Origin of the sequence: Agreia bicolorata, from assembly GCF_000938265.1 — a bacterium.
Taxonomy (GTDB): Bacteria; Actinomycetota; Actinomycetes; order Actinomycetales; family Microbacteriaceae; genus Agreia; species Agreia bicolorata.
On the sequence record NZ_JYFC01000005.1, the window covers coordinates 190,425 to 215,715 of the forward strand.

The 25,291-nt window shown below is 64.8% G+C and carries 24 protein-coding genes and 1 tRNA gene; 8 read left to right on the forward strand and 17 right to left on the reverse strand.

Annotated features, from left to right (window positions below; translation table 11 throughout):
• Positions 1–12: 12 nt before the first annotated feature.
• The 5 genes from TZ00_RS12670 to TZ00_RS12690 all read right to left on the reverse strand — a co-directional run bounded on the left by TZ00_RS12670 (position 13) and on the right by TZ00_RS12690 (position 5,533).
• Positions 13–753, reverse strand: coding sequence for a lysophospholipid acyltransferase family protein (locus TZ00_RS12670; protein WP_044442200.1), 741 nt, complete (start codon positions 751–753; stop codon positions 13–15).
• Positions 754–755: 2 nt separating this feature from the next.
• Positions 756–2,126: a UDP-N-acetylglucosamine 1-carboxyvinyltransferase gene (gene murA / locus TZ00_RS12675; protein WP_044442202.1), complete on the reverse strand. Its 1,371-nt coding sequence runs from the start codon at positions 2,124–2,126 to the stop codon at positions 756–758.
• A gap of 23 nt (positions 2,127–2,149) precedes the next feature.
• Complete coding sequence (gene leuD, locus TZ00_RS12680; protein WP_044442203.1) at positions 2,150–2,746, reverse strand: 3-isopropylmalate dehydratase small subunit; 597 nt, start codon at positions 2,744–2,746, stop codon at positions 2,150–2,152.
• A complete protein-coding gene (gene leuC / locus TZ00_RS12685) occupies positions 2,746–4,254 on the reverse strand; it encodes a 3-isopropylmalate dehydratase large subunit (protein WP_044442204.1) in 1,509 nt (502 codons plus the stop codon). The genes leuD and leuC overlap by 1 nt, the downstream gene beginning before the upstream one ends.
• Positions 4,255–4,423: 169 nt before the next feature.
• Entirely contained in the window at positions 4,424–5,533 is a 1,110-nt protein-coding gene (locus TZ00_RS12690; RefSeq protein WP_044442205.1) for a TerC/Alx family metal homeostasis membrane protein, read from the reverse strand.
• 217 nt (positions 5,534–5,750) lie between these two features.
• Here TZ00_RS12690 and TZ00_RS12695 point away from each other — a divergent pair, with 217 nt between their 5' ends.
• On the forward strand, positions 5,751–6,494 hold the full coding sequence (locus TZ00_RS12695; protein ID WP_084606085.1) for a TIGR00645 family protein: 744 nt from the start codon (positions 5,751–5,753) through the stop codon (positions 6,492–6,494).
• A 43-nt stretch (positions 6,495–6,537) separates the two neighbouring features.
• Here the strand turns inward: TZ00_RS12695 and TZ00_RS12700 are convergent, their stop codons facing one another.
• The 6 genes from TZ00_RS12700 to TZ00_RS12725 form a co-directional block, all read right to left on the reverse strand.
• Positions 6,538–7,257, reverse strand: coding sequence for a PadR family transcriptional regulator (locus TZ00_RS12700; RefSeq protein WP_044442206.1), 720 nt, complete (start codon positions 7,255–7,257; stop codon positions 6,538–6,540).
• The gene (locus TZ00_RS12705; protein ID WP_044442364.1) at positions 7,254–8,144 is read right to left on the reverse strand and encodes a DUF4097 family beta strand repeat-containing protein; all 891 of its coding nucleotides are present in this window, start codon (positions 8,142–8,144) and stop codon (positions 7,254–7,256) included. The genes TZ00_RS12700 and TZ00_RS12705 overlap by 4 nt, the downstream gene beginning before the upstream one ends.
• A gap of 171 nt (positions 8,145–8,315) precedes the next feature.
• On the reverse strand, positions 8,316–8,588 hold the full coding sequence (locus tag TZ00_RS12710; protein ID WP_044442208.1) for a GlsB/YeaQ/YmgE family stress response membrane protein: 273 nt from the start codon (positions 8,586–8,588) through the stop codon (positions 8,316–8,318).
• Positions 8,589–8,706: 118 nt separating this feature from the next.
• Positions 8,707–9,729 carry an LLM class flavin-dependent oxidoreductase gene (locus TZ00_RS12715; RefSeq protein WP_044442210.1) on the reverse strand — a complete coding sequence of 341 codons (1,023 nt, stop codon included), beginning with the start codon at positions 9,727–9,729 and terminating at the stop codon, positions 8,707–8,709.
• Positions 9,730–9,840: 111 nt separating this feature from the next.
• Positions 9,841–9,916, reverse strand: a tRNA-Glu gene (locus TZ00_RS12720).
• Between the two features lie 51 nt (positions 9,917–9,967).
• Positions 9,968–10,882 (reverse strand): diacylglycerol kinase family protein, encoded by a 915-nt coding sequence (locus TZ00_RS12725; RefSeq protein ID WP_044442211.1) that lies wholly within the window; start codon positions 10,880–10,882, stop codon positions 9,968–9,970.
• Between the two features lie 67 nt (positions 10,883–10,949).
• Here TZ00_RS12725 and TZ00_RS12730 point away from each other — a divergent pair, with 67 nt between their 5' ends.
• Positions 10,950–11,588 (forward strand): MBL fold metallo-hydrolase, encoded by a 639-nt coding sequence (locus tag TZ00_RS12730; protein WP_044442213.1) that lies wholly within the window; start codon positions 10,950–10,952, stop codon positions 11,586–11,588.
• Positions 11,589–11,726: 138 nt separating this feature from the next.
• Positions 11,727–12,149, forward strand: a complete 423-nt coding sequence (locus tag TZ00_RS12735) for a DapH/DapD/GlmU-related protein (protein WP_044442215.1) — start codon at positions 11,727–11,729, stop codon at positions 12,147–12,149.
• Between the two features lie 36 nt (positions 12,150–12,185).
• Here the strand turns inward: TZ00_RS12735 and TZ00_RS12740 are convergent, their stop codons facing one another.
• Complete coding sequence (locus TZ00_RS12740) at positions 12,186–12,797, reverse strand: NAD(P)H-dependent oxidoreductase (RefSeq protein ID WP_044442217.1); 612 nt, start codon at positions 12,795–12,797, stop codon at positions 12,186–12,188.
• A 111-nt stretch (positions 12,798–12,908) separates the two neighbouring features.
• Between TZ00_RS12740 and TZ00_RS12745 the strand changes: the two genes are divergently transcribed.
• The 4 genes from TZ00_RS12745 to TZ00_RS12760 all read left to right on the forward strand — a co-directional run bounded on the left by TZ00_RS12745 (position 12,909) and on the right by TZ00_RS12760 (position 16,227).
• The gene (locus TZ00_RS12745; protein WP_044442365.1) at positions 12,909–13,499 is read left to right on the forward strand and encodes a TetR/AcrR family transcriptional regulator; all 591 of its coding nucleotides are present in this window, start codon (positions 12,909–12,911) and stop codon (positions 13,497–13,499) included.
• 9 nt (positions 13,500–13,508) lie between these two features.
• Positions 13,509–14,459 (forward strand): LLM class flavin-dependent oxidoreductase, encoded by a 951-nt coding sequence (locus tag TZ00_RS12750; protein WP_044442218.1) that lies wholly within the window; start codon positions 13,509–13,511, stop codon positions 14,457–14,459.
• A gap of 74 nt (positions 14,460–14,533) precedes the next feature.
• Complete coding sequence (folP, locus tag TZ00_RS12755; protein WP_044442220.1) at positions 14,534–15,457, forward strand: dihydropteroate synthase; 924 nt, start codon at positions 14,534–14,536, stop codon at positions 15,455–15,457.
• The gene (locus TZ00_RS12760; RefSeq protein ID WP_152631190.1) at positions 15,454–16,227 is read left to right on the forward strand and encodes a pyrimidine reductase family protein; all 774 of its coding nucleotides are present in this window, start codon (positions 15,454–15,456) and stop codon (positions 16,225–16,227) included. The genes folP and TZ00_RS12760 overlap by 4 nt, the downstream gene beginning before the upstream one ends.
• A 6-nt stretch (positions 16,228–16,233) precedes the next feature.
• Here the strand turns inward: TZ00_RS12760 and TZ00_RS12765 are convergent, their stop codons facing one another.
• Complete coding sequence (locus TZ00_RS12765; RefSeq protein WP_044442221.1) at positions 16,234–16,668, reverse strand: VOC family protein; 435 nt, start codon at positions 16,666–16,668, stop codon at positions 16,234–16,236.
• Between the two features lie 135 nt (positions 16,669–16,803).
• Positions 16,804–17,577 (reverse strand): hypothetical protein, encoded by a 774-nt coding sequence (locus tag TZ00_RS12770; protein WP_044442223.1) that lies wholly within the window; start codon positions 17,575–17,577, stop codon positions 16,804–16,806.
• Between the two features lie 203 nt (positions 17,578–17,780).
• Here TZ00_RS12770 and TZ00_RS12775 point away from each other — a divergent pair, with 203 nt between their 5' ends.
• Positions 17,781–19,793 (forward strand): DUF262 domain-containing protein, encoded by a 2,013-nt coding sequence (locus tag TZ00_RS12775; RefSeq protein WP_044442224.1) that lies wholly within the window; start codon positions 17,781–17,783, stop codon positions 19,791–19,793.
• A gap of 9 nt (positions 19,794–19,802) precedes the next feature.
• Here the strand turns inward: TZ00_RS12775 and TZ00_RS12780 are convergent, their stop codons facing one another.
• The 3 genes from TZ00_RS12780 to TZ00_RS20420 are packed head-to-tail and all read right to left on the reverse strand — an operon-like array spanning position 19,803 to position 25,269.
• On the reverse strand, positions 19,803–20,489 hold the full coding sequence (locus TZ00_RS12780) for a response regulator (protein WP_338010793.1): 687 nt from the start codon (positions 20,487–20,489) through the stop codon (positions 19,803–19,805).
• Positions 20,486–21,718, reverse strand: coding sequence for a sensor histidine kinase (locus TZ00_RS12785; protein ID WP_044442227.1), 1,233 nt, complete (start codon positions 21,716–21,718; stop codon positions 20,486–20,488). The genes TZ00_RS12780 and TZ00_RS12785 overlap by 4 nt, the downstream gene beginning before the upstream one ends.
• Positions 21,715–25,269, reverse strand: a complete 3,555-nt coding sequence (locus TZ00_RS20420) for an efflux RND transporter permease subunit (protein ID WP_044442228.1) — start codon at positions 25,267–25,269, stop codon at positions 21,715–21,717. Before TZ00_RS20420 ends, TZ00_RS12785 begins: the two co-directional genes overlap by 4 nt.
• Between the last annotated feature and the right edge of the window lie 22 nt (positions 25,270–25,291).

The following is a 25,291-nucleotide window of genomic DNA, read 5'->3' on the forward strand; positions in this document are numbered from 1 at the left end:
ACGGGCCTGGTCCTACTCAAAACGACCGGTCTCCTTCTGGTTGTGCGCGGCAGGGTTCCATCTCTCAACGGGTGCGGTCTCTCCCCGCAGCCCCTCGAGGAGCGCGGTGATGTCAGCCATGACCAGCTCTGTGGCGGCAGTCAGAACCGCAGAATTGATCGGCTTGCCGCGGAACTCGGTGAGATCGACCGGGTCGCCGAATGCGACCTTGATGGTCTTGCGGGGGAAGAGGCTGAGCTTGTTGGAGTATCGGGCCATCACGGCCTGGGTGCCCCAGTGGGCCGCCGGTATGAGCGGGAGATTCTGTTCGAGGGCCATCCGCACCGCGCCGGTCTTACCCCTCATGGGCCAGATCTGCGGGTCACGGGTGAGCGTGCCCTCCGGGTAGATGATGACGGCGTTGCCCTTCTCGACCAGCCCGTTGGCAGCTTTCAGCGGCTCGCTTCCCCGAACCGAGCCGGCACGTTCCACCGGGATCTGCCCTGTACCCCGAAGAACCGCACCCACGACCGGAACCCGGAACAGGGAGGCCTTGGCAAGAAAGCGTGGAGCTCTGCCGAGCTTCCAGATCGACCAGCCCATGATCACCGGATCGATGTTGCTGTAGTGATTCGGCGACAGCACGAACGCGCCCGTCTTGGGGAGCTTCTGCGGATCGGTGAACTCGATCTTCGCGATGCTCGACAGAAAAGGCACCAGCACGGCGGCGAGAGCGCGGAATCCGATGGTCTTCTCGGACGCCTGGTTCGCCACTGCTAAGCCTCGAAGGAGAAGTCAGCTCCGAGCTTCTCGAGCTTGGCCACGAAGTCTCCGTAGCCGCGTCCGATGAGTCCCACGTTACTGACGGTCGAGCGGCCGTCTGCGGTCAACGCGGCGATGAGGTGGCTGAAGCCGCCGCGCAGGTCGGGAACAACGATCTCGCTGCCATGCAGCTTGGTGGGCCCGGTAATGACGGCGGCCTGCTCGAGAGGGCGGCGCGGAACGCGGCGCTCGCCACCCTCGAGTCCGTTCTTATGCACCTGAATGTTCGCACCCATGTCGACCAGCGCATCCGTGAAGCCGAAGCGATCTTCGTACACGGTCTCGTGAACGATCGATGTTCCGATCGCCTGTGTCAGAGCGATGATGAGCGGCTGCTGCCAGTCGGTCATAAAGCCGGGGTGCACATCGGTCTCGATGACAACCGGCTTGAGGTCACCGCCCGGGTGGTAGAAGCGAATGCCGTCTTCTTCGATGTCGAACGCTCCGCCGATCTTGCGGAAGACGTTGAGGAACGTCATCATGTCTTGCTGCTTGGCACCCTTGCAGGTGATGTCGCCGCCGGTGGCCAACGCTGCCGAGGCCCAGCTCGCGGCCTCGTTGCGATCGAACAGCGCCCGGTGGTCGTAGCCCTTCAGGCTGTCGACGCCTTCGATGAGGATCACGCGGTTGGGCTCGACCGAGATGATCGCGCCCATCTTCTGCAGAACGGCGATGAGATCCATGATCTCGGGCTCGATCGCCGCGTTCTTGAGCTCCGTGGTGCCCTTGGCTCGAACGGCCGTCAGCAGCACCTGCTCGGTGGCGCCGACGCTCGGGTAGGCGAACTCGATCTTCGCTCCGTGCAGACCGTTGGGGGCGGAGATGTCGATGCCGCTCGGAAGCTTGTCGACGATGGCTCCGAACTTGCGCAGCGCGTCGAGGTGGAAGTCGATCGGCCTGTCGCCGATGCGGCATCCGCCGAGGTCGGGAATGAACGCGTGACCGAGACGGTGCAGCAGCGGCCCGCAGAACAGAATGGGAATACGGCTCGATCCAGAGAGGGCGTCGATCTCGGCGCTGTTGGCGCTGGCGACGTTGGTCGGGTCGAAGATCAGGATGCCTGTCTCGGCACTGCCCGAGATCGTCACTCCGTGCGCCTCGAGGAGACTCGCCACAACGTGCACATCGGAGATGTCGGGCACGTCGCGAAGGATGCTCTTGGTGTCGCCGAGGAGGGAGGCGACCATGGCCTTGGTGACCAGGTTCTTAGCCCCCCGCACATCGATGGTGCCCCGAAGCGGTCGACCGCCGTTGATGATGATCGTGTCGCTGGGAAGTCCGACCCTGCGTGCTGCCTGCTGTGCGTCCTGAAGGAGTGAATTCACTGATGTAACCGCCTGTACTGCTGTTATTTAACGGGGAGAGTCTTCGGACGCCAGCCTTCGCGGCGGCCCTCGAACTCCGTGATTCGCGCTTCGTCGCGCAGGGTGAGCCCGATGTCGTCGAGGCCTTCGAGAAGCCTCCATCGAGTGTAATCATCGATCTCGAACGGCACGGTGAGCGCCCCCGCCGTCACCGTCTTCGCCGGAAGATCGACCGTGACCTCGAGACCGGGCTGGGCGTCGATCAACGCCCAGATCTTCTCGATGTCTGCTTCTGCGAGCTGGGCTGCGAGCAGCCCCTGCTTGCCCGAGTTGCCCCGGAAGATGTCGCCGAATCGCGCGCTGAGCACGGCCTTGAATCCGTAGTCACGCAACGCCCAGACAGCGTGCTCACGCGAAGAACCGGTTCCGAAGTCGGGGCCCGCGACGAGCACGGATCCCGTCTTGAACGGCTCCTTGTTGAGCACGAAATCAGGATCTTGGCGCCACGCGTAGAAGAGAGCGTCATCGAAGCCGGTCTTGGTGACCCGTTTGAGGAAGACGGCGGGGATGATCTGGTCGGTGTCGATATTCGACCGCTCGAGCGGCACGGCGACTCCGGTGATGACTGAGACCTTTTCCATTATTCGCCCTTTCCATTCCCTGAGCCCGCGTTCCCTGAGCCTGTCGAAGGGCCTGCATCCACCAGTCGAGCATCGTCGATGGCGAGATCCCATGGACTCGACAGGGTTCCACGAACCGCCGTCGCCGCAGCGACGAGAGGCGAGACGAGGTGTGTGCGGCCTCCCTTGCCCTGGCGACCCTCGAAGTTGCGGTTCGAGGTCGACGCGCAACGCTCACCTGGCGCGAGCTGGTCGGGGTTCATTCCGAGACACATCGAGCATCCGGCGAAGCGCCAGTCGGCACCGAAGTCTTTGAACACCTTGTCGAGCCCTTCGGCCTCGGCTTCGATGCGAACTCGAGCGGAACCGGGAACGACCATAACGCGCACGTTGTCGGCCTTGGTTCGACCACGAACGATGTCAGCGGCGGCCCGCAGATCTTCGATGCGCGAGTTCGTGCAGGAGCCGATGAAGACGGTGTCGACCGCAATCTGCTTCATCGGGGTGCCTGCCTCGAGATCCATGTACTCGAGGGCCCGTTCGGCGGCAGCCCGCTCGTTGGGGTCGATGATCGCCGAGGGATCGGGCACGGGCTGCGAGAGCGACACGCCCTGGCCGGGGTTCGTTCCCCACGTGACGAACGGCTCGAGCTCATTCGCGTCGAGGAACACCTCGGCGTCGAAGACGGCGTCGTCATCGGTGCGCAGCGTCTTCCAGTACTCGACGGCTGCATCCCAGTCATCGCCCTGGGGAGCGTGCGGCCTGCCTTTGAGGTACTCGAACGTGATCTCATCAGGAGCAACCATGCCGGCACGCGCACCCGCCTCGATCGACATGTTGCAGATCGTCATGCGGCCCTCCATCGAGAGCGACCGGATGGCCGAGCCGCGGTACTCGAGCACGTAGCCTTGGCCGCCACCCGTCGAGATCTTGGCGATCACGGCGAGGATGATGTCTTTGGCCGTCACACCCGGGCGAAGTTCTCCCTCAACCGTGATGGCCATGGTCTTGAACGCCTTGAGCGGAAGCGTCTGCGTGGCCATGACGTGCTCGACCTCGCTGGTGCCGATGCCGAACGCCATCGCGCCGAACGCTCCGTGCGTGCTGGTGTGCGAGTCTCCGCACACGACGGTGATGCCCGGCATGGTGAGGCCGAGCTGTGGACCGACGACGTGCACGATGCCCTGCTCGACATCGCCGAGCGAGTGCAGCCGGATGCCGAATTCCTTGGCATTGCGACGCAGCGTCTCGATCTGCGTGCGGCTGGTGAGATCGGCGATGGGTTTGTCGATGGCCGCCGTCGGGGTGTTGTGGTCTTCGGTCGCGATCGTGAGATCGGGTCGCCGAACGGGCCTGCCCGCGACGCGGAGCCCGTCGAACGCCTGCGGGCTCGTGACCTCGTGCACCAGGTGCAGGTCGATGTAGATGAGGTCGGGCGTGCCGTCTTCGCCCTTGACCACAAGGTGGTCTTCCCAGACCTTCTCGGCCAGGGTCTTGCCGCGGCGCACCGGGGATTCTGAAATCGTCATTAGTGATGCCTTCTCTTATGAATCTGCTTGCGAGAGCCCATGACACACTCCGCGACGAGGTGAGGCCTTAGAACGAGGACTCGTCGCGGCAACCAAGAAGGAGTCGACCTGACAGCATCCGTCTAGGGTAACACTCGCGATCCTCTCGAGCATTCCCGACAGAGAGAGGTCAGACGCGCCGCGCGCCGTCTCTATCGGACTTCTCATCGACGGCGTCGGCCGGAGCATCCACGACCCGTGTCGGAGCCGTGCCCGCCGGACCGGCGATCGGCGCACCCGCCGGTGCGGCATCCGAACGACGTGCCTCGCGGCGCATGGCGATGAGACTCGCGATCGTGGCGACGGCCATCGAACCGATGATGACGATCAGAGAGGTCCACGTGGAGATATCGGGTGCCCACTCGATGTGCTGCCCGCCATTGATGAACGGAAGCTCGTTCTCGTGCAGCGCGTGCGACACCAGCTTGAACCCGATGAACGCCAGAATGAACGCGATTCCGTAGTGCAGATAGACGAGCTTCTCGAGCAGACCGCCCAGCAGGAAGAACAGCTGGCGCAGGCCCATGAGGGCGAAGACGTTGGCGGTGAAGACGATGAATGGGCTCGTTGTGATGCCGAAGATCGCAGGGATCGAGTCGAGCGCGAAAAGCAGATCGGTGGAGCCGAGCGCGATGAAGACGATCAGCATGGGCGTGAAGATCTTCTTGCCGTCGATGCGGGTGCGCACCTTCGCCCCATCGAAGTCGTTCGAGATGGAGATGTGGCGACGCAGGTAGCGAATCAGTCTGCTCTCGCCCGCGTCGGCATCGTCGTGGTTCGAGAATGCCTGCTGCCAGGCGGTATAGAGAAGGAAAGCACCGAATATGTAGAAGATCCAGCTGAAGTTCTCGATCAGCTGGGCGCCGAGAAGGATGAAGATGCCGCGCAGCACGAGCGCGATGAGGATGCCCACCATCAGCGCCTCCTGCTGCAGCTTCTTCGGCACCTTGAACCGCGCCATGATGATGATGAAGACGAAGAGGTTGTCGATAGAGAGGCTGTACTCCGTGAGCCAGCCGGCCAGGAACTGCCCCGCGTGCTCGCCGTCGGCGAAGATCAGCATCAGCAGCGCAAACACCAGTGCGAGGCCGATGTAGAAGACGACCCACAGGGTCGATTCCTTGGCCGAGGGGATGTGCGGGCGCTTGAGCACCAGCAGCAGGTCGACGACGAGGATCAGCGTCAGAACGACGAGGGAACCTACTTCGAACCAGATGGGCAGGTTGAGGGTGGCAGGCATGTGAGGGAGTGTGACCTTTCGGGATGGCGGGTACGCCGAGCGACCGAAAGTCTCTCCCGCGCGAATCCGGCTTGACCGGCCACGCCACCGCAACGGACCCGCGGCGATGGGGATCGTATTGACGACTGCGATGAAGGTGGGATACTCCCCTTCTTCAGCCGATGTTACAGGATGCTGACGCTAAGATTCCGCCGAGACCAACTTTCAGGAGACCCCCTTGGCCAGCCACCCGCAGACCACCGAGAACCCGTCCCAGACTCGCCAGTATCGACCGCAGACCGCCTGGGTCAAGTCCGTTGGATACCTGATCTTCTTCAGCCGCTGGCTGCAGGCACCCCTGTACCTCGGACTGATCATCGCGCAGCTCGTCTACGTCGTCGTCTTCGTCATCGAGCTCGTTCATCTCATCGAGAAGGTGCTGGAGGACCCGCTGCACATCGAGGAATCGGTGATCATGCTCTCGGTGCTCGGGCTCATCGACGTGGTGATGATCGCCAATCTGCTGATCATGGTCATCATCGGCGGCTACGAGACCTTCGTCTCGAAGATCGACATCGAGGGGCACCCCGACCAGCCCGAGTGGCTCTCGCACGTCAATGCGAACGTGCTCAAGGTCAAGCTGGCCATGGCGATTATCGGCATCTCGTCGATCCATCTGCTCAAGACCTTCATCGAGGTAAACGATCTCGGCGCTCCGAACGCCACGTCAGAGACCGGCGAAGAAGATCGGTACACGGCCGATGGCGTCTTCTGGCAGGTCATGATCCACGTCGTGTTCATCCTGTCGGCAATCGCGCTCGCGTTCATCGACCGCATGTCGCAGAAACACGGGGTCGGCCGAGGCCTCTCCGACAGGCCCTCGTCGCAGTCGGCCCTGCCTGCTGCCGCGCCGGCGGTTCCAGACGGAGCCGTCGCAGTCTCGGGATACATCATCGACGGCAAGTTCGTCGAGCAGCGCTAGCCACTCGACGAACCTGCCGTTCGACGGCCGCTCTACGAAGCGGCTACTTTCCCAGATCAGCGAGAAGGGATGCGCGCACCTCGTCGAGACGGCGGGCGAAAGCGGCGGCCGTTCCCGCGGGCACCGCGCCGCGCGCGCCGCTCGCCCGGAGCGCCGTACGCACCGACTGGCGGAACTCGGCCAGCGCGATGTCGACGTCGCGGATCTCGTTACGACTCGCATCCCGTGACGCGTCGGCAGACGCCGGAGTCTCGTCGGCCGGACGAGCCTGATCGCCCGCGCGAGTCTCACCCTTCGCATCCGGCTCGGGTGAATCGTGTGTCGGGTCGAACGCGAACCACGACGAGTACGACTGACTCGTGGCGTCGGTCGCCTCGCGCGCCTGACGTGCGGCGGAGGCGAGATCGGCGCGCAGACTCTTCATGGCCTCGCCCACGCCGGAGCGCACCTCGTCGGCTAGCCGACGCACACTGTCGGTGAGGTCGTTCTCTATAGAGGTGAGTTCGCTCTCGCGGGAGTCGAGCTCTGCGCGACCTGCCTCCGTGATCTCGTAGACCGTCTTGCGGCCGTCGGCGGTCTTGGTGACGAGGCCCTCGTCTTCGAGCTTCGCAAGGCGCGGGTAGATCGTGCCCGCGCTCGGCGCGTAGGTGCCGCCGAAGCGTTCGCTGAGCGCCTGGATCAGTTCGTAGCCGTGCTTGGGCGACTCATCGAGCAGCTTGAGCAGGTAGAGCCGCAGGTGGCCGTGGCCGAAGACGGGGGTCACAGGGATTCCCCCTCCGGAGTGCCGAACGGGCCAGCATCTGTCACGGGAGCGTCGTAGACACCCGTGCTCGGAGCACTCGTGGCCCCGACTGTCGCCCGTCGCACAGAGGTGATGTCACCCGACACCGAGTTGGCTCGAACCTCGACCCACTTCTTGTCGAGCGAGCCCGACGTGTGGTTGAAACCACGACCGCGAGTGCCCCGGGTGATGGTCGAGTCGACCTGTAGCGTGCCGCTCACACTGTTGAGGGTGAAGCGGGCCGGCACATCCTGGTCGAGACGCACGGTGAGATCACCGCTGACCGTGTTGTTGCTGATCTCCTCGGGAATACCGGTGAGATCGAGGAACACCGTGCCGGAGACTCCGTCGGCGGAGAACTTGCGCAGCGCGCCGGTGACCGTGATATCTCCCGTGACCGTGTGTGCGTTGAGTACACCCTCCTGGTCGCTGACCGAGATTTCTCCACTGACGGTGTTGATGTCGAGGTCGCCGATGATGTCGTCGATCACGATGTCGCCCGACACGGAGTTGACCCGGGCGTCGGTGCGCAAACCGGAGATGAGTGCGCTCGCGTTCACGACGCCGAACTTCAGGCTCGCCTCGCGCGGGATCATGATGCTGATGTCGGCCTTCGCGTTGCCCTTGAACGACTTGAAGACTTCGATGAAGTTGTCCCAGCTGAGCTGCGGGTGATCGATTTCGAGCACGTCGCCGTCGATCGAGACCTTGAGGTCTCTGCCCGAGACGGAGTGCACCTCGACGCGTGCGCCGGGCTCGTCATGGGCGATCACGTCGATCTTGCCGCCGATGAGGCTGATCTTGACCGAACGAACGAGTTCGAGGTCTATGACTTTGGGGCCGGTGACCAGCCACTTCTCGATGGCCATGAAATTCTCCTTGAGGTCGAGAACGCGATATATCGCGTTGATTGACTTCAAGATATATCGCGAATTCGCACCAAGTCAAGTTATATCGCGAATTGGATGCCGACGGCCGACTTAACGACGAAGCGCCCCGACCCACAAGGGGTCGGGGCGCTTCGAACGTTGTGTGGCGCGTTATGCGCGGCTGCGGCTTCCGCGACCCACGATGAGGCCATAGACGAGAAGCACAACGATCGAACCGACGATGGCGATGAGCCACGACTGGATGCTGAAGAACCCGTCGTATCCAACGCCGAAGACAGCGCCGCCGATCCATCCACCAATGAGGGCGCCAACAACGCCGAGGATGAGGGTTACAACCCATCCGCCGCCCTGCTTGCCCGGGAGGATCGCCTTAGCGATTGCGCCCGCGATGAGTCCGAGAAGAAGAAAACCGAGAAAGCTCATGACTGTCTCTCCAATGCACTGTGTAGTGCAGCAGGCGGATTTCGACTACTGCAGCCAAGACACTAGCGGCCGTGCCCTATTCGAGGCACAGGGGTTGACATCGAGCACTTTCATGTGGCTACTTCTCAGGCTTCCAGCCCAGGAGAGGTGCGACAATGCCCGCGATGTCGGTAAGGATCTGCACGTAGTCGTCGTGATCGAGCGTGAAGGGCAGCGCGAAGACCACCTCGTCCACGGCCTGATAACCGGCGTGGGCCCGAAGCGCGTCCGCGATCTCCTCGGACGAGCCCACCAGGTCCGGCGCGAAGAGCATCCGCTGCGGCCCCTGCGGGGTGGTCGTGCGGGCGAATCTCCGCTCGGCGAACGCCCGGTACTTCGCCTCCTGCTCCGCCGTCGCCGTATCGGTCGGTATCACGACGAGCCCTTGCGACGCGCGGGCCGCTTGCCCCAGGGGATGGCGGTCGCGGAAGAGATCGATCTGGGCCCGCTGGATGCGAGCGAAGTCGTCGTCTTCCTCGGCGCGCACGACGCTGCTGCTCAGAAGATTGAGTCCGCGCTCCCCCGCCCACGCGGCGGATGAGAGACCGGCCGCGCCGTACCAGACCCGGTCGGCGAGCCCTGGCGAGTGAGGCTGGATTCGCGTCGAGTATGCCTCGATACCCTCGGTTCCCTCGAACGTACTCACCGCGCCGCCGCGCAGATTATGCAGCAGGCGGTCGACCCGCTCGGTCGTGAAGTTCTCGTTCTGCCACGAGTCGGGGTAAAGGTGCTCTTTGATGTCGTCGAAGTGGGTGGGAACTCCGACACTGACACCGGGGTTCAGCCGACCGCGGCTCAGCACGTCGACGGTCGAGAGGTCTTCGGCGAGCCGGAACGGGTTCTCGAGGCCGAGTGGGATCACCGCCGTGCCCAGCTCGATACGACTCGTGCGCTGGCTGGCAGCAGCGAGCACCGCCACGGGCGATGAGATGCCGTGCTGCAGATGCCGATCCCGAAGCCATGCGCTGTCGAAGCCCAGCCGCTCGCCCAGTTCGATGATCTGCAGCGTGCTCTCGTGCCCGCCGAACGGGTCGGCTTCGTCGAAGAAGCCGATGGTCAGAAATCCGAGGCTCTTCAGGTCGCGCGGGCTGTCTGTGCTCATGCATTCACAGTACCCACGGCCATGCGCCCGACCGCACCCACGGCATCCCCAGGCGTCATTGGGCGCAATGAAAAAGCCCGGCACCTCTAAATAAGAGGAATGCCGGGCTATTGGTGACCCCAACCGGATTCGAACCGGTGCTGCCGCCGTGAGAGGGCGGTGTCCTAGGCCGCTAAACGATGGGGCCGTCTGCAACTCAACGAGTATGCCATACGATCCGCCCTCAATGCCAATCGACTCAGGCCAGGACTCGGAGCGCCCCCGGCACGACCTCGACCTCGACCGGCAGCGGCCCCACCCGCTCACCGTCCGCATAGGCGATCACGTCGTCGGCGTCGATGCTCACGCGAGACACCCGTGAGATGTCGACGATATCGAGGCCGGTATGGCTGCCGGAGAAGACCTTGGGAAACAGCCGCAGAAAACGCACCCGCGACAGCGCGCCCACTCGGAACAGATCGAGCAGTCCATCATCGAGCAACGCGTCGGGCGTCACGGTCATGCCGCCTCCGAGCGATCGGTTGTTGGCCACCGCGATCAGAGATGCGCTCACGGTGGACGACTCCCCGTCGACGGTGAGCTTGTAGCTGCGAGCGCGCAGAGTGGCGAGTTCGGCGAGCAGGGCGATCACGTAGCGGCTGGCTCCGCGAGGCCGCTTCATGCGGTTGGCCCGTTCGTTGACAAGGGCGTCGAAGCCCGCCGAGAGCACTCCGCCGAACCAGGTCGAACCGTCGGCATGATGAACACGCCCGGCGTCGATCGTGCGCGCACCCGCGGAGAGCGCGGTGCGCAGAACGGCCAGTGCGTCGTCGAGCGAGTCGAGCGGAATTCCGAGCCCTCGCGCCATGTCGTTGCCGGTGCCAGACGGAATGATGCCGAAGGGGATGCCGGTCTCCGCAGTCGCATTGACCGCGAGGCTCACCATGCCGTCGCCGCCGACGACCACGAGCGCATCGGCGGCGGCCGGGCCACCGGCATCCAGAGCCTGACGAACGGCCGCGGTGAGAGAGTCGAAATCGGGCTGGGTGAGTGCGGTCACGTTGTGGCCGTCTGCGGCGAGAGCGTCGACAACCCGAGGGCCCGTGGCACTGCGCGAACCGAACGAAGCAGACGGGTTGATCGCGACGATGATCCGCTTCGGCGAGGTGGGCATGATGTGTCGATTATGGCCTACAGGCAATGCCCATCGACGATCGTGCGAGGAGTTCTACGCTGGAGCCATGAGACTCACGAAACTCGAGCATGCCGCGTTGATCATCGAGCAGTCGGGAAAGAAACTGTTCGTCGATCCGGGCTCGTTCACCACCGCGATCACCGAAGCCTCCGGGGCCGTCGCCGTCGTCATCACCCACGAGCACGCCGACCACTGGACGCCCGAGCAGTTGACCCGCCTGGTCGACAAGGCGCCCGACATCCAGATCTTTGGCCCCCAGGGCGTTGCGGATGCCGCGGGCGGATTCCCGATCACCGTCGTGAAGGCGGGCGACGAGGTCTCGGTCGCCCCGTTCACGCTGCGGTTCTTCGGCGAGAAGCACGCTGTGATCCACGAGTCGATCCCCGTGATCGACAACGTCGGAGTGCTCATCAACGACTCGGTCTACTACGGCGGCGACTCGTACACGGTGCCCGAGGGCGTCGAGGTCGACGTTCTTGCTGCTCCCATCGGTGCACCGTGGCTGAAGATCAGCGAGGCCATGGACTACGTGCTCAACGTCAAGCCGAAACGCAGCTTCCCCACCCACGAGATGACTCTCTCGAAGGCGGGAAAGGCCATGACGGGCGACCGCATCAAGTGGGCTACGGAGCAGAACGGCGGCGAGTACTTCGCACTCGAGCCCGGCGACTCGCTCGACGTATAGCGGTCGTCGGGGCGAGGTCGGTATCGATATCGGGCAACGTGAAAACACCCGAACACGGGAGCGCGCAGACGGGAATCCTCACGGACCCTTGTGCGTTATCTCTAGCGAGTCGTGAGAACGACTGTAGATGGAGGCACAGTGACCAGACCAATAGAAGAGATTGAAGACGAGACCGGCGTCGTCACGAAGTACCGGCGGCACCTGAACGGCCGCGGGCGCGTGGCGTCGAAAGCCAAGGTTCACCCGAGCGCATTCATCGAGTCGTCGGCCTACGTCGAGTCGGATGCCCAGGTTGGCCAGAACGCGTGGATCGGCGCGGGAAGCTGGGTCGATCGCGGGGCCGTGATTTCAGACGGCGTTTTCGTCGGGGCCAACGTGCACATCGGTCGCGGAGTGCTCGTGGGTCGAGGAGCTCGACTCGGCAGCAACTCCCGCATCGAGGCCGACGTGCGCATCGGAGACGAGACGCGGGTCGAACGCGACACCCGAGTGGCCGAAGACCTCGGGTGGAGCGAGCGCCGCCGCACGTCGCCGGCAGACGGGTTCGCGAAGGCCGCCTGATCGACTGCGATTCGTTCGCGGCAGCAGCGCTGAACATCAACCGGTCGCGTTCACCTCAACAGGTGGGCGCGACCGGTTTTTGCGTGACGTCACAGCGTCAGCACGAGCAATCCGCTCGATCTTCGAGAGCCAGGTCGCACGCAATTCGTCGGTCGATCCCTTGACCGGTCCGAGGCGGGTGGCCTTCACCCTTGTGATGCCGCAGAAGCGCAGGGTGGTCTGCCGCACGTGCCGCACCGTTGTGTCGCCCACCAGTGGCAGATACCACCACGGCGAGTCGGTGGTCACGATGACCCGACCGGTCCTGCCAGACAGCAGGCCTTCGGGTAGCCCGTTGGGCTTAATTCGATAGGCCCGTCTCGGCAAGAGAAGGCGATCGAAGAACCCCTTGAGCAGCGCTGGCACCGAACCCCACCAGACCGGGGTCACCACAACGACGTGTTGGGCATCGAGCAGGCGTTGCCACGCCAGCTGCAGGTCGGGTTCCAACTCCTGCCGCCTCGAATAGCCGAAGTGCATGTTCTGATCGAAGTCGAGATCGCGCAGCGCCAGCACCTGTGCGTCACCGTGCGCCTGGGCGTAACGCGCGGCAATGCCCGCGCACAGAGAGTGCGGATTGGGATGCCCGTCGATTACCAGCGTGTTCATGCTTGTCCTTTTCTTTTGGGGTGGGAGCAAGAGGTGCAAAATATGGGCAGCGTCCAGAATCTGGACACTGCCCACATGCGTCAATGTCGACCGTAGGATATGATCTTGCTCGTGTCAAGATCCGGCGATGCCTACCACCACGGAAGCCTCAAGCCGGCGCTGGAGGACGCGGCGTTCGAGCTGTTGCGCACAACAGGTCACACCGACCTGAGTCTGCGAGAGATCGCCCGCACCGCCGGCGTCAGCCACAATGCGCCGTACCATCACTTCGGAGATCGCACGGCGCTGCTCAAGCGCCTGAGCGAACGCAGCATGTCGGAGCTGCTCGATGCACTCCTCGCCGCTCAGGCGAGTGCCGATCCCGAACAATCCGCTCGAGCACATCTCGTCGCGCTCGGCACCGCCTACGTCAGGTATGCGGCCGAGTATCCTGAGCGATTCCGCGTCATCTACGACCCCGCGGTTTGCGTGCCGGGAGCTCCCTCCGCCGAGATGGCACCTCTCATCTCCGCGGTGGAGAAGATCCTGATGCATGCCACGAAGGCGATCTCTCCCTCAGTGTCCGATACAACGCTCGTCGCACTGACCACGGGAGTATGGGGCGCGGTGCACGGACTCGCCGAGCTCGTGATCGCCGGGCACATCACTCCCAAGCAAGCCGAGCCCGCACTGGTTGCCCTCTTCGACCCATCTCGCATCTAGGCTTGAGTGATGACCACTGCCACCGTCGGCATCATGCTGCCCCGCGACCTTCCCGCCCACCAGATCATTCCCTTCGTGCAGAAGGCCGAGCACCTCGGCTTCGACGAAGTCTGGGTAGTCGAAGACTGCTTCTTCCGCGGCGGGTTCGCCCAGGCCGCGGTCGCGCTGGCCTCGACCCAGCGAATCCGGGTGGGCATAGGCATCCTGCCCGCGCCCGTGCGCAACGCGGCATTCACGGCGCTCGAAGCCAACACCCTCGCCGAGATCTACCCCGGCCGCCTCATACTGGGCATCGGGCATGGCATGCCCGAGTGGATGCGACAGGTCGGCGACAAGCCGGCGAGCATCCTGACCATGCTCGAAGAGCAGCTCACAGCTCTCCGCACCCTCCTGGCCGGCGAGAAGCTCGAGGTCGACGGCCGCTATGTGCGGATCAACGGCGCGCAACTCGAGACTCCGGCCACGATCGCTCCCCCGGTGCTCGCCGGTGTGCGCGGGCCCAAGTCGCTCGCGGTCTCCGGCCGGTCCGCCGACGGCACGATCCTGGCCGAACCGGTGACGCCCGAATATCTGGTCGCAGCTCTCGCGAACATCGATGCGGCGGGTCCTCACACGGTGGTCACCTACAACGTGGCCGCCGTCGACGACGACGCCTCGGTCGCGCGCGACCGAGCCCGGCCGGCTCTCGACGCGCTCGGCGAGCCCGACTGGGCACCGCATATCGACCCGCTGCCGTTCGCCGAGGAGTTCGCCGCGCTACGGGCACGCTCGGCAACGCGCGCGGAGTTTGTCGCGGCACTTCCCGACGAATGGGTCGACGCCCTCGCGCTGGTCGGAACCCCCGACCGGGTGCGCGAGCGCATCGCCGAGCTTCACGCGAGTGGCGCCACGAGCGTTGTCTTCATTCCCGCGGGTGCCGACCCTCTGGCTCAACTCGACTCCCTCGCGCGCGCCCTGTAAGCGCGGCGACGTTCCGCGCCCTCGTGACGCATGGCGCACAGGTCAGGCGCACACACGAGAGGCATGATGGGTTCATGACGACACCCACGGCGACCTCCGGGTTTCCGCTGCCTCCTCTCACGAGCCCCGTGCGCACGATCGGCGCCCGCACCATCGACTTTTCCTCCCGCATCGCGGTGATGGCGATCGTCAACAGAACCCCGGACAGCTTCTTCGATCGCGGCCGAACCTTCGCCCTCGATCGCGCCGTCGATGCGGCTCTCGCGGCAGCGTCTGCCGGCGCCGACTGGGTCGACATCGGCGGGGTCAAGTTCGCTCCAGGGCCAGAGGTATCTGCGGCCGAAGAACTCGACCGCGTGCTGCCCGTCGTTCAAGCCGTGGCGGCACAGTCCGACGTCGTCATCTCTGTCGACACCTTCCGGCTCGAGGTCGCCGAAGCGTGCATCGCCGCGGGCGCCTCGGTCGTGAATGACACCACCGGGTTGCAGAACCCGGCGCTCGCCGAGCTGGCCGCATCCACCGGCGCCACCCTCGTGATCACGCACAGCCTCGCCCGACCTCGCACGGCATATGCGGCACCACGCTACGACGATGTGGTACAGAGCGTCGTTGGATTTCTGCGGGAGCGCGTCGACTTGGCGATTGACCTCGGCCTCGACGAGACGCAGATCATCATCGACCCGGGCCACGATCTGAACAAGAACACCCTGCATTCACTCGAGATCACACGCCGTTTCGATGACATCGCCCGCCTCGGCCTTCCTGCCATCGCGGCCGTGTCGAACAAGGACTTCGTGGGCGAATCGCTGGGCGCAGAACGAGACGACAGAGTCGACGGATCCCTGGCGGCTGCCACCACCTGCGCGCTGCTCGGCGCCCGAATCGTGAGAATGCATGACGTAGCCCGATCGGTGCAGGCCATGCGCATGACTGAGACGATTCTGGGTCTACGCGAGCCGCAGTATCTACGGCACAACATGGGCAGCGAGAACGAATGACCGACGAGAAGGCTTCTGACGTGGCCGGCCCCCGCATCGCTCTTCTCTCCCCCGGCGCCACCTCTCTCGACGCGGAGGGACTCGCCTCGGCCTACACGGTCGAGGATCGCCGCGTACCGACTCTCCGCGTGAACTTCATCACCAGCCTCGACGGCTCTGCGACGGTGAAAGGACTCTCCGGCGGCCTCGGCGGCCCCGCCGACAAACTCGTCTTCGACACTCTCCGCCGCCTCGCCGACGTCGTGCTCGTGGGCGCCGGCACGGTGCGCGCCGAGGGATATGGCGCCATGCGCCTCTCGGATGCCGACGCAGCGTGGCGACAGGCTCACGGCTTGGCCGCGCAGCCGGCTTTCGCGCTTGTCTCCGGTCGACTCGATCTCGACCCCACGAGTGACGTCTTCGCGAAGGCGCCCGTGCGACCGCTGGTTCTGACGTCGGCATCGGCGCCTGCCGACGCACGAGCCGCACTCGACGGCGTCGCCGACGTCATCTCGTGCGGAGAGGAGCACGTCGAGCCGCAGCGCATCCTCGACGCGCTCGTCGAGCGCGGGCTCACGCAAATTCTGTGCGAAGGCGGTCCTCGCCTGTTCGGCACGTTCCTCGAGGCCGATCTCGTCGACGAGCTCTGCCTGACCGTCAGCCCGCTTATGGAAGGCGGAGCCGGCATCCGGATTTCACGCGGTGAGAGCGAAGCGGCTCGCAGAATGCGACTCGTGCACGTGCTCGAGTCGGACGGCCTATTGCTGACCCGCTACGAGCGAGGGCGCTAGCAGCTGTCAGGCCTGCGGAGTCGGCGCGTCGGGCGAACCTCCGATGTTGACCATCCACCCCACTCCGAAGCGGTCGATCAGCTGGCCGAAGCTGTCGCCCCAGGGCGCTTTCTCGAGGGGCATCTGGATGGTCGCGCCTTCGCTGAGTTTCTGCCAGTAGCCGGTGAGCTCGTCGACATCTTGACCGCTGAGCGACACGGAGTAGGTGTTGCCGGGGTTGAACGGCATGCTGTTCGGGGTGTCCGCGCCCATGAGGGTGAGACCACCCGATGTCACGAGCTGGGCGTGCATGATCTTGTCGGCTTCAGACGGGTCTTCATTCATGCCGAACTCCGCGTAGCGGCTCATCGTGAGTTCTCCCCCGAAGACAGAGTGGTAGAACTCCATCGCCTCTTTCGCATTGCCTCGAAAGCTGAGATAGGGGTTGAGTGTCGTGGACATTAAGGTCTCCTTCATTGCAGAACATTTATTCCTACTAGGAATGATTATGAACCCGTTGATCACGCGCCACAACGCCCAAAAAAAGGGGCCCTCGTCCGTGTGGACGAAGACCCCTTTTTGCAGAACGGTAAGGCTTTAGGCCTCGCTCATAACGAGCTTCTCTGCCTGGCCGCGGGCGGCGAGCGCAGCGGCGCGAGCCGCGAGGCGGCGAGTCTGCTCAGCCTGTCCGGCGTCGAGCACCTCCTGATCGACCTCAAAGTTCGGCACGTGCTTCACGCCGTTGTGCTTCTCGATGTAGGCGTCGAGCTCGGGGCCCGACTCCCACGACGTGATGAGGCAGTAGCGAGGGTCGGTGCCGAGGTGCGTGGCGGCGTGCCACAGGCGCTGAGTGTCGATGATCAGCTGCGCGCCAGCCGGAAGGGCGATGCGGTACTCGACGCTCGGGTCTGTGCGGTTCTCGCGCAGAACGAAGAAGCTCTCCGTGTCGTCGGTGAGGTTGAAGAATCCGCGAACAACCCAGCCCGTTCCGTCGGGGTTCAGACGGTTGTTGTCGTCCTGGTGAAGGTTGTAGAGGCAGTCGGCGTAGCTGTTGGGCTGCAGCTCGATCACGCGGCAGCGGCCGATGTTGGCGCCGGGCTCCTGGGCGCGGGCGGTCAGGGTCGGGGCCTTCTCGACCTGCGAGGGGATGAACACGCCATCCTTGTCGGTGCGCGGCGGCTTGTGGTTCCAGAAGCCGTTGCACTCGATGTCGCCGAAGGCGCTCGCGAGGGGCGCGAACCGGGTGTCACCCGAGGACTTCCAGTCGACATACTCGATGTCGAGCCACTCCTTGGGGTCGATCTCCTTGTTGTAGCGATCGAGTACGACATAGCCGGTCTCTTCCAGAGCGGCAGATTTGATGTAACCCATGATTGAAAATCATGTCCTTTCGTTGGGGGCCAGCACGTTTTAACAGGCCCAACTTAGGCAAGCCTACATTGGACGATTTCGATACGGACTTTAGTCCTTATCCTCCTCCTGAACACGTCTGGAGTCACCGTCGGCTCGCATGCTGCATCGACTAAACTCGGCGCTTGCGCACCCCAGCACTACCGAGAGGCGAAAACGAAGACATGGTCACTGCCACGAACATCGATGCGACCGCGGTCAACACGGTCGCGTGGCTCTCGGCAGACGACACGACCATCGTCGTTCCCGTCTATCAGCGGCAGTACCGCTGGGACATCGGCGCGTGCGAGAAGCTGCTCACCGACATCCGGGCCGTGTCGCAGACAGACGACCGGCATACTCACTTCATCGGCTCGATCCTCTCGTCGAAGAGCACCGACGATGCCGACGACTCCGAGCTCGTACTCATCGATGGCCAGCAGCGCATCACCACGCTGATGTTGCTGATCGCCGCCCTCCACCACACAGTCGAGCACAGCGATCCAGCCCTCGCCACAGAGCTGCAGAAGGTGCTCGTGCGCGCCGCCGACCCGAGCCGCACCAAGCTCCGCCCTCACCGCGCCTGGGCCGATGTGTTCGAGAGCGTCGTGCTCGACCAGCTCGGCCCCGGCGACGAACTGCGCGACTCCCGCTTCGACGACAACTACGCCTTCTTCCGCAGCCAGGTCAGACTCGACGAGGTGCCCCGCATCTGGCGCGGTCTGCAGAAGCTCGAGCACGTGGCCATCACTCTCGGCGCAGACGCCAACGCGCAGCAGATCTTCGAGAGCCTCAACTCCACAGGCGAGCCGCTGCGCGATCACGAGCTCATTCACAACTACGTGCTCATGGGCCTGACTCACCTCGAGCAGAGCGAGATCGAAGACTCCTTCTGGCTGCCGATCGAGCAGAACACCGGCGAGCAGATCGCCTCGTTCTGGCGGCACTATCTGGTCATGACCACCGGCCGCGAGGTCACGGTGGTCGGCCAGCGCGGCGTCTACGACGCTTTTCAGCAGCAGTTCCCTCGACTCGACATCGACACCCTGCGCGTCCACGCCGCCGAGTGGCGCTCCTTCTCCGCCGCCTACCGGGTCCTCCTCGATCCGAGCCTCGAGGCAGACTCCGAGGTCTCGCGCCAGCTCAGCTACCTCAACACCTTCGGGCGCGGCATGTACCCGCTCATCATGCGCGCCTACCTCGACTATTCGCGGGGCTCGCTCGACGTGACGAGCCTCGTCGAGCTGCTCGAGAACATCCAGTCTCTGTTGCTGCGCCGCACGCTGGCCGGCGTGAGCAACGACCGGCTCGTCGCCCGGCTCAGCCGGGCGCGCGCCGAGGGGCCGGATGCGCTGCTGCGCGCGATCTCCCGCATCACCCCCAGCGACGAGCGTGTGCGCGTGGCCCTGAAGTACGCCGAGCTGCCGCACGCCGCCTACGTTCTCGCGCGCCTCAGCGACGTGCCCGCATCCGTCGATCTCGAGGTCGAGCACATCTTCCCGATCTCTCCGGGCGACTCCTGGAGCGGTGACGGCGAGCGCGAGTGGGCCGACTACACCGACGACGAGCAGAACAGCCACAGGGCGCTGTCGCAGACCGTGGGTAACCTGGCCCTGCTCGAGGAGCACCTCGCGGAGCGCGCCGCCGACAAGTCGTTCCTCGACAAGCGCAACCGCTCCTACGCGAAGAGCTCGATCGCACTGACCCGCGAGCTGGCAGAAGTGCCGAGCTGGGGAACCCGGGCGATCGCCGAGCGAACCGTGCGGCTCACCGAGAGGTTCCTCGAGGTCTGGAAGCGGCCGGCCGTCGTGATGATCGACGACGACGGGCTCACGCCCATCCTCGATGCCCAGAAGCGACGCGGGTGGCCTCAGGGCTGGCAGCGCGAGTTCGAGTACGTGGAGTATCGCGGCGAGCACTGGGAGGTCTACGACATCAAGTACCTCTTCAACCGCATCTTCAAGCGACTGTGGGCAGACTCACGCGCCGACGTGGTGGCATTCAGCGCGCGGCGCGGTGGACCGATCTACGAGGCGCAGTCGTGGAACGGCCACTGGGACACGCTCGACGACGAGCACTTCCTCTATATGGGATGGGACTCGCGGTACATGCTGACGGCGGTGCAGGGAGTACTCGAGGAGGCCGGCATCGCGGCCGAGGTCTTCGTGAAGTATTCCTACATCGGCGCGGTGATGTAGCCAGACGGGTCAGGCGATGCCGTTGCGGAACGCGAAGACGACGGCCTGAATGCGGTCTCGCATGCCGAGCTTCTGCAGAATGCGGCCGACGTGCGTCTTGACGGTCGACTCAGACAGCCAGAGTTGCTGAGCGATCTCGGCGTTCGACAGCCCGACCACGAGGGCATCGAACACCTCACGCTCTCGATCGGTGAGCGCCCGAAGCCGCTCGACCGCGTTGGCGCGATCGGACTCCTGCCGAGCCTGGTCGGAGCGCTCGGAGGGACGACTGAGCGCGCCGTACCGCCGGAGCAATTCAGAGCTGACGCGTGGGGCGAGCACGGCATCGCCGACGGCAACCGCGCGAATGGCAGCGAGGATATCTCCGCTTTCCGAGTCTTTGAGCAGAAAGCCGCTCGCGCCGGCCTCGAGCCCGCCGAAGGCATAGGAATCGATGTCGAACGTCGTGAGGATGATGACCTTGCTGACGGAGCTACGCGCGGTGATAGCGCGGGTCGCCTCGATACCGTCCATGCGCGGCATCTGCACATCCATCAGCACGATGTCGGGGTCGAGCACCGCCGCGAGCGCGACCGCCTCAACGCCATCGGATGCCTCGCCGACCACGGTCATCCCCTCCGCCGCCCCGACGACCATCGAGAGCCCCGAGCGGATGAGCGCCTGGTCATCGGCGATCAGTATTCGGATGGCGGTCACGAGCGTGCCCCCGGAAGCGTCAGCCGCACTGTCCATCGCCCGGCGTCCTCCGGCCCGGCAGCAAGTGTGCCACCGTAGAGGGCGGCGCGCTCACGCATACCCACCAGTCCCCGGCCGACGTGGTCGTCGTCGGCCGGCGCGCGCGACGGCGCTCCGTCATTGCGCACGGTGACGGTCACATCATCACCGGAATCGACGTAGACCTCGACGAGGCTCGGAGCGGACGCATGGCGCAGAGCGTTGGTCAGGGCTTCTTGGATGACCCGAAAGACGGCCACCTGCACACCGGACTGCGACGGAGCCTCACCGTTGAGCGTAAGTTCGACGGGCAGTCCGATGCCGCGATACACCTCGACCAGGCCGGGTATGTCGTCGAACCCGGTACCCGACTGTGACGACGCAGAGCCCGGTGTCGATTCAAGCATTCCCATGACCCGACGCATCTCGGTGAGCGATGAACGCGCGACTCCGCCGAGCTGGCCGATGGCTTCCCTGGCCAGTTTCGGCTCCGTCTCGAAAACAGCGTCAGCACCGTCGGAAAGCCGCACGATAACCGACAGCGAATGCGACACGATGTCGTGCACATCGCGGGCTATGCGCGATCTCTCCGCGAGCGCCGCGAGCTGGGCCTGCTGGTCGCGTTCGCGCTCGAGGTGCCGAGCGTGCTCGAGCAGGCCCTCGATGTAGCGTTTGCGGTTGCCGATGCTCTGGCCCCAGAAGACGGCGACGAGCAACACAAGCAGGCTGGTGACGGCATAGGTGAACGCCGTGCTCACGCGCGATCCCTCTGGAGGGGCCATCAGGAACGGCGGGTCGATGAAAAGGTAGGTCACCCACACCACGACAGTGACCACCGTCGCCGCCCCGACGGCGAGCCAGGCCCGGCGCGCGGAGTCGTGCACCGCGATGGCGAAGACGCAGAAAGCCACGGCGAGGCTGAGCAGGTCTGGGGAGAGAGCGATCAGGGGCAGGGTGGCGATGAACGTGATCACGAATGCGAGCACGGGTCGGCGACGGCGGAACACAACGAGGCAGACTGCGACGACGAGCACAACGGCAACGAACAAGACCAGTGGCAGCCAGCCGAAGGCCGGCGCCGTCGAGGCGACCAGCAGGTTGGGTGTCGTGAAGAGAATCCACGTCAGGCCCACGAGCACATCGACGAGCCGCGGATGCCGTTGCCACACTTTCGCGGCCAGCCCGGGACTGCGCGGCGCCGTGTCTATCACGGGGAAAGTCTCCCACGGTCGGCATCCAGGCCATCGTCACCGTCGTCACCGGCAGCCCGTTTTGCAGCACGGCGCTCGGCCCGGCGTTCGACGCTGCGTTCATACAGAGCGTAGAGAGCGGGCAGGAGAAGCAGCGTGAGCACCGTCGAAGACACCAAGCCACCGATCACGACGATCGCGAGGGACTTCGAGATGAACGCGCCCCCACCGGTGAGCCCGAATGCCATCGGCAGCAGGGCGAAGACAGTGGCGCAGGCCGTCATGATGATCGGACGCAGCCTGAGCCGCGCGCCGTGCGTCACCGCGTCGTCGATACTCGACCCCTGACGCCGATAGTCGTTGATCAGGTCGATGAGCACGATCGCATTCGTGACGACGATGCCGATGAGCATCAGCATGCCGATCATCGCGGGGATGCCGAGAGGCGTGCCCGTCACGAGCAGTCCCCCGATCGCCCCGGTCGCCGCGAGCGGCACCGATACGAGCAGCAGCAACGGTTGCACCAGGGAGCGGAAGGTGGCGACCAGCACGATGTATACGAGGGCGATGGCGATGAGCATCGCCAGTCCGAGCTGCGTGAACGACTCCGTCTGCTCCTCTGCCGCGCCGCCCTGGTCGAGGCTCACTCCGGCGGGAAGGTCGATCGATGCAATGACGCCATCGACGCTTGCCGCTGCGGCGCCGAGGTTGTTTCCGACGGGCAGGGCGGAGATGGTGACCGCTCGCACACCGTCGATGCGGGTGATCGTGGCCGGGGTCTCGACAACGGCGACCGTCGCGACATCGCTGACGTGTATGGCGGTGGCCTTGACGTTCTCGAGGTCGCGCTGCGCCTGGCTCAGTCGATCCGACTCCGCCTGCTGGGCGGCGCCGTCGCTGATGGCATTCTGCGCGGTGTCGATCTGCTCGTTGAGCGTCTTCAGACCGTCGATCGAACTCTCCACCGCGCCGTTCAGCTGCGTCACGAGCTTTTGGTACTCGATGGCGCTCAGCTCTCCCGCTGTCGCCGGTTCCGGGTCTGCAGGCGGAGGGTTGGCAACCAACGTGGCCAGTTGCGCCTTAAGCTCGGCCAGGTCGCTTCGGGTCGTGTCACGGGTCTTGATGAGGTCGGCAAGCTGGCCGGAGGCCGCGCTGTTCGCCTTCGCCTGAGCCTCGGCGGTTAGCTGCTCCTGTTCTGCGGTGAGCGCGTTCGCGGCATTCTTCTGCGCGCGCTGCTGCTGCAGCGCGGTGACAGGAAGTGACAGCGCGCCGATGGCCGCTGGGGTGCTCTCGGCCGTCTGCGACCGCAGCACGAGATCGTGGGTCTGCCCGTCGACGCTGACCGAACCGAGCTGCTCGCCTTCGACCGCGGCGGCGATCGCGGCGCCCACCTCAGCAACGGTGAAGCCCTGGGCAGCGGCCGCCGTCGGGTCGACCGAGACAGAGAGCACGGGCTGATCCGCAGCCAGATTGGTTGTGACCGTGTCGATCTCACTCAGCGCGCCCAGCTTCGCCGCGACGGTGTCGGTGGCCGCAGCCAGAGCTGCCTCGTCCGCCCCCGTGACCACTACGTCGATCGTCGAGCTCGTAGCCTGCGTCGCCTGCGTCGACACCGTGATGTCGTCGGCGCCGGGCAACGCAGAGACGGCCTTGCGGATGGTCGCGAGCGATGCATCCGGATCTGCGTCTTTTTTCAGAACAAGGCCCAGCTGCACCGGGGCGCCCTGGGCGCTGACCGTGGTCTGGTACGACTCGACCTCGTCGAGGGCGGAAACCACCTTCTCGAGCTCGAGGGCGACAGCATCCGCCGATGCCAGGGTCGAGCCCAGCGGAATGGTCTGTTCGACAGTGACCGCTCGCGCGTCGGCAAAGCCCCCGAGAAGGTCGGTTTTCAGCAAACCGATGGCGCAGAGCGAACCCGCGAACACCACAACAGAGACGATCACCATAGCGACCGGTCGACGCAGCGCGAACCTCAGCGCGGGCAGATACGTTCGCTGCATCGCCGTGGTGCGCTCGCTCTGTTCGGCTTCATGGCCCGTTGACTCGATCCTTGTCGACGCTGCCGGTTCGGCGGCCCGCGATGTGCGGTCCTTTTTCGATGGATGCCGCATGAACCAGTAAGCGAGAACAGGCACGATCGTGAGCGACACAACGAGCGAGGCGAGAAGGGCGATGGACACGGTCACCGCGAAAGGCCGAAACAACTCTCCCGATACACCGCCGATGAAGGCCACCGGCAAGAAGACAGCGATCGTCGTGAGCGTCGACGCAGTGACGGCGCCCGCCACCTGACCCACCGAGGCTCGCACGTCCTCGACCGTCAGGCCGCCTGGCCCCCGCCGCCTGGTGATGTTCTCGATGACGACAATCGAGTCGTCGACGACACGACCCACGGCGACGGTAAGCGCGGCGAGAGTGAAGATGTTGAGCGAGAAACCACCGAGCCGCAGGCCGATCACGGCTATCAGCAGCGACAGCGGAATCGAGATGGCTGTGATGACCGTGGCACGGGGTGACAGAAGGAAGATGAGGATGATCAGTACGGCGAAGAGGAGCCCCAGGCCGCCTTCGACCGAGAGATCGTGAATCGACTGTTCCACCATCGTGGACTGGTCGAAGGTGACGTGCATCGCGGCGCCGTCGCCCAGCGAGCCAAGGCGTCCGGCGACGGCATCCGACACCGCGTGGGAGACCTGCACGGCATTCGCATCGGGCAGTTTCGTGATGGTCAGGCCAATGGCGGGTCGCCCGTCGGCGCGCGACAGCGACGTCTGGTCGACCGGAGCCAGCGCGACCGAAGCGACCGCCGACAGAGGTATCGGCCCGGCGAGGGTGGGGATGGGAGTGGCAGCGATGTCCTCGAGGGTGGCGTTCTCCTGGCCCACCTCGATCGAGAGGGCCTGGTCGCCGTCGACACTGGTTCCGGCGGGCACGACAGTTCCGGCGGTGCGCAGAAGTGGTCCGATCGCCTGCGGGTCGATTGAGTTGGCGGCCAGTGCTGCCGGATCGAGAGTCACGACCACACGCTGTGTGATGCGCCCCGCGAGTTCGACGTCTCGCACGCCCGGCACATTCTCGATCAGCGGCACCAGCTCGGCATCCACCAGGGCTGCAAAGGAGTCGACATCGGTGTCACTCGTCAACGCGAGGGCAAGCACGGGAATGTCGCTTGAGCTGCCCGCGAAGACGTTGGAGGTGACGCCGTCTGGGCCCTGGGCGAGAACCGTCGCTGTTGCGGACTTCACATCGGCCAGGATCTTGACGTCGTCGGCACCGAAGCTCCAGGTCACCGTCACCTGCGATGAGCCACTCGACGTGCTCGATCGAACTTCGTCCACTCCGGCAACCGAGGCCAATGCCTTGCTGAGCGGAACCACCACCTGGTCATCGAGTGTTGCAGACGACCCGCCCGGCTTGGCGAAAACGACCACCGCGGTCGGCTGCTCGATCGAGGGAAGCAGCTCCTGCTTCATCGACGCGGTGGCCCAGAGGCCGACGGCGACGATGAGAATACTGAGCAGGGCGACAATGGCTCGGTTGGCCAGGCTCAGGCGGGTGAGCAGCGTCATAAGGGGAATTCCTCCGGCGTGG

Coding starts and splice junctions, on each gene's coding strand:
- leuD (WP_044442203.1), bottom strand. CDS start 2,746: ATGGAAAAGGTCTCAGTCATCACCGGAGTCGCCGTGCCGCTCGAGCGG.
- leuC (WP_044442204.1), bottom strand. CDS start 4,254: ATGACGATTTCAGAATCCCCGGTGCGCCGCGGCAAGACCCTGGCCGAG.
- TZ00_RS12690 (WP_044442205.1), bottom strand. CDS start 5,533: ATGCCTGCCACCCTCAACCTGCCCATCTGGTTCGAAGTAGGTTCCCTC.
- TZ00_RS12705 (WP_044442364.1), bottom strand. CDS start 8,144: ATGGCCATCGAGAAGTGGCTGGTCACCGGCCCCAAAGTCATAGACCTC.
- TZ00_RS12710 (WP_044442208.1), bottom strand. CDS start 8,588: ATGAGCTTTCTCGGTTTTCTTCTTCTCGGACTCATCGCGGGCGCAATC.
- TZ00_RS12715 (WP_044442210.1), bottom strand. CDS start 9,729: ATGAGCACAGACAGCCCGCGCGACCTGAAGAGCCTCGGATTTCTGACC.
- TZ00_RS12725 (WP_044442211.1), bottom strand. CDS start 10,882: ATGCCCACCTCGCCGAAGCGGATCATCGTCGCGATCAACCCGTCTGCT.
- TZ00_RS12730 (WP_044442213.1), top strand. CDS start 10,950: ATGAGACTCACGAAACTCGAGCATGCCGCGTTGATCATCGAGCAGTCG.
- TZ00_RS12740 (WP_044442217.1), bottom strand. CDS start 12,797: ATGAACACGCTGGTAATCGACGGGCATCCCAATCCGCACTCTCTGTGC.
- TZ00_RS12750 (WP_044442218.1), top strand. CDS start 13,509: ATGACCACTGCCACCGTCGGCATCATGCTGCCCCGCGACCTTCCCGCC.
- folP (WP_044442220.1), top strand. CDS start 14,534: ATGACGACACCCACGGCGACCTCCGGGTTTCCGCTGCCTCCTCTCACG.
- TZ00_RS12760 (WP_152631190.1), top strand. CDS start 15,454: ATGACCGACGAGAAGGCTTCTGACGTGGCCGGCCCCCGCATCGCTCTT.
- TZ00_RS12765 (WP_044442221.1), bottom strand. CDS start 16,668: ATGTCCACGACACTCAACCCCTATCTCAGCTTTCGAGGCAATGCGAAA.
- TZ00_RS12770 (WP_044442223.1), bottom strand. CDS start 17,577: ATGGGTTACATCAAATCTGCCGCTCTGGAAGAGACCGGCTATGTCGTA.
- TZ00_RS12775 (WP_044442224.1), top strand. CDS start 17,781: ATGGTCACTGCCACGAACATCGATGCGACCGCGGTCAACACGGTCGCG.
- TZ00_RS20420 (WP_044442228.1), bottom strand. CDS start 25,269: ATGACGCTGCTCACCCGCCTGAGCCTGGCCAACCGAGCCATTGTCGCC.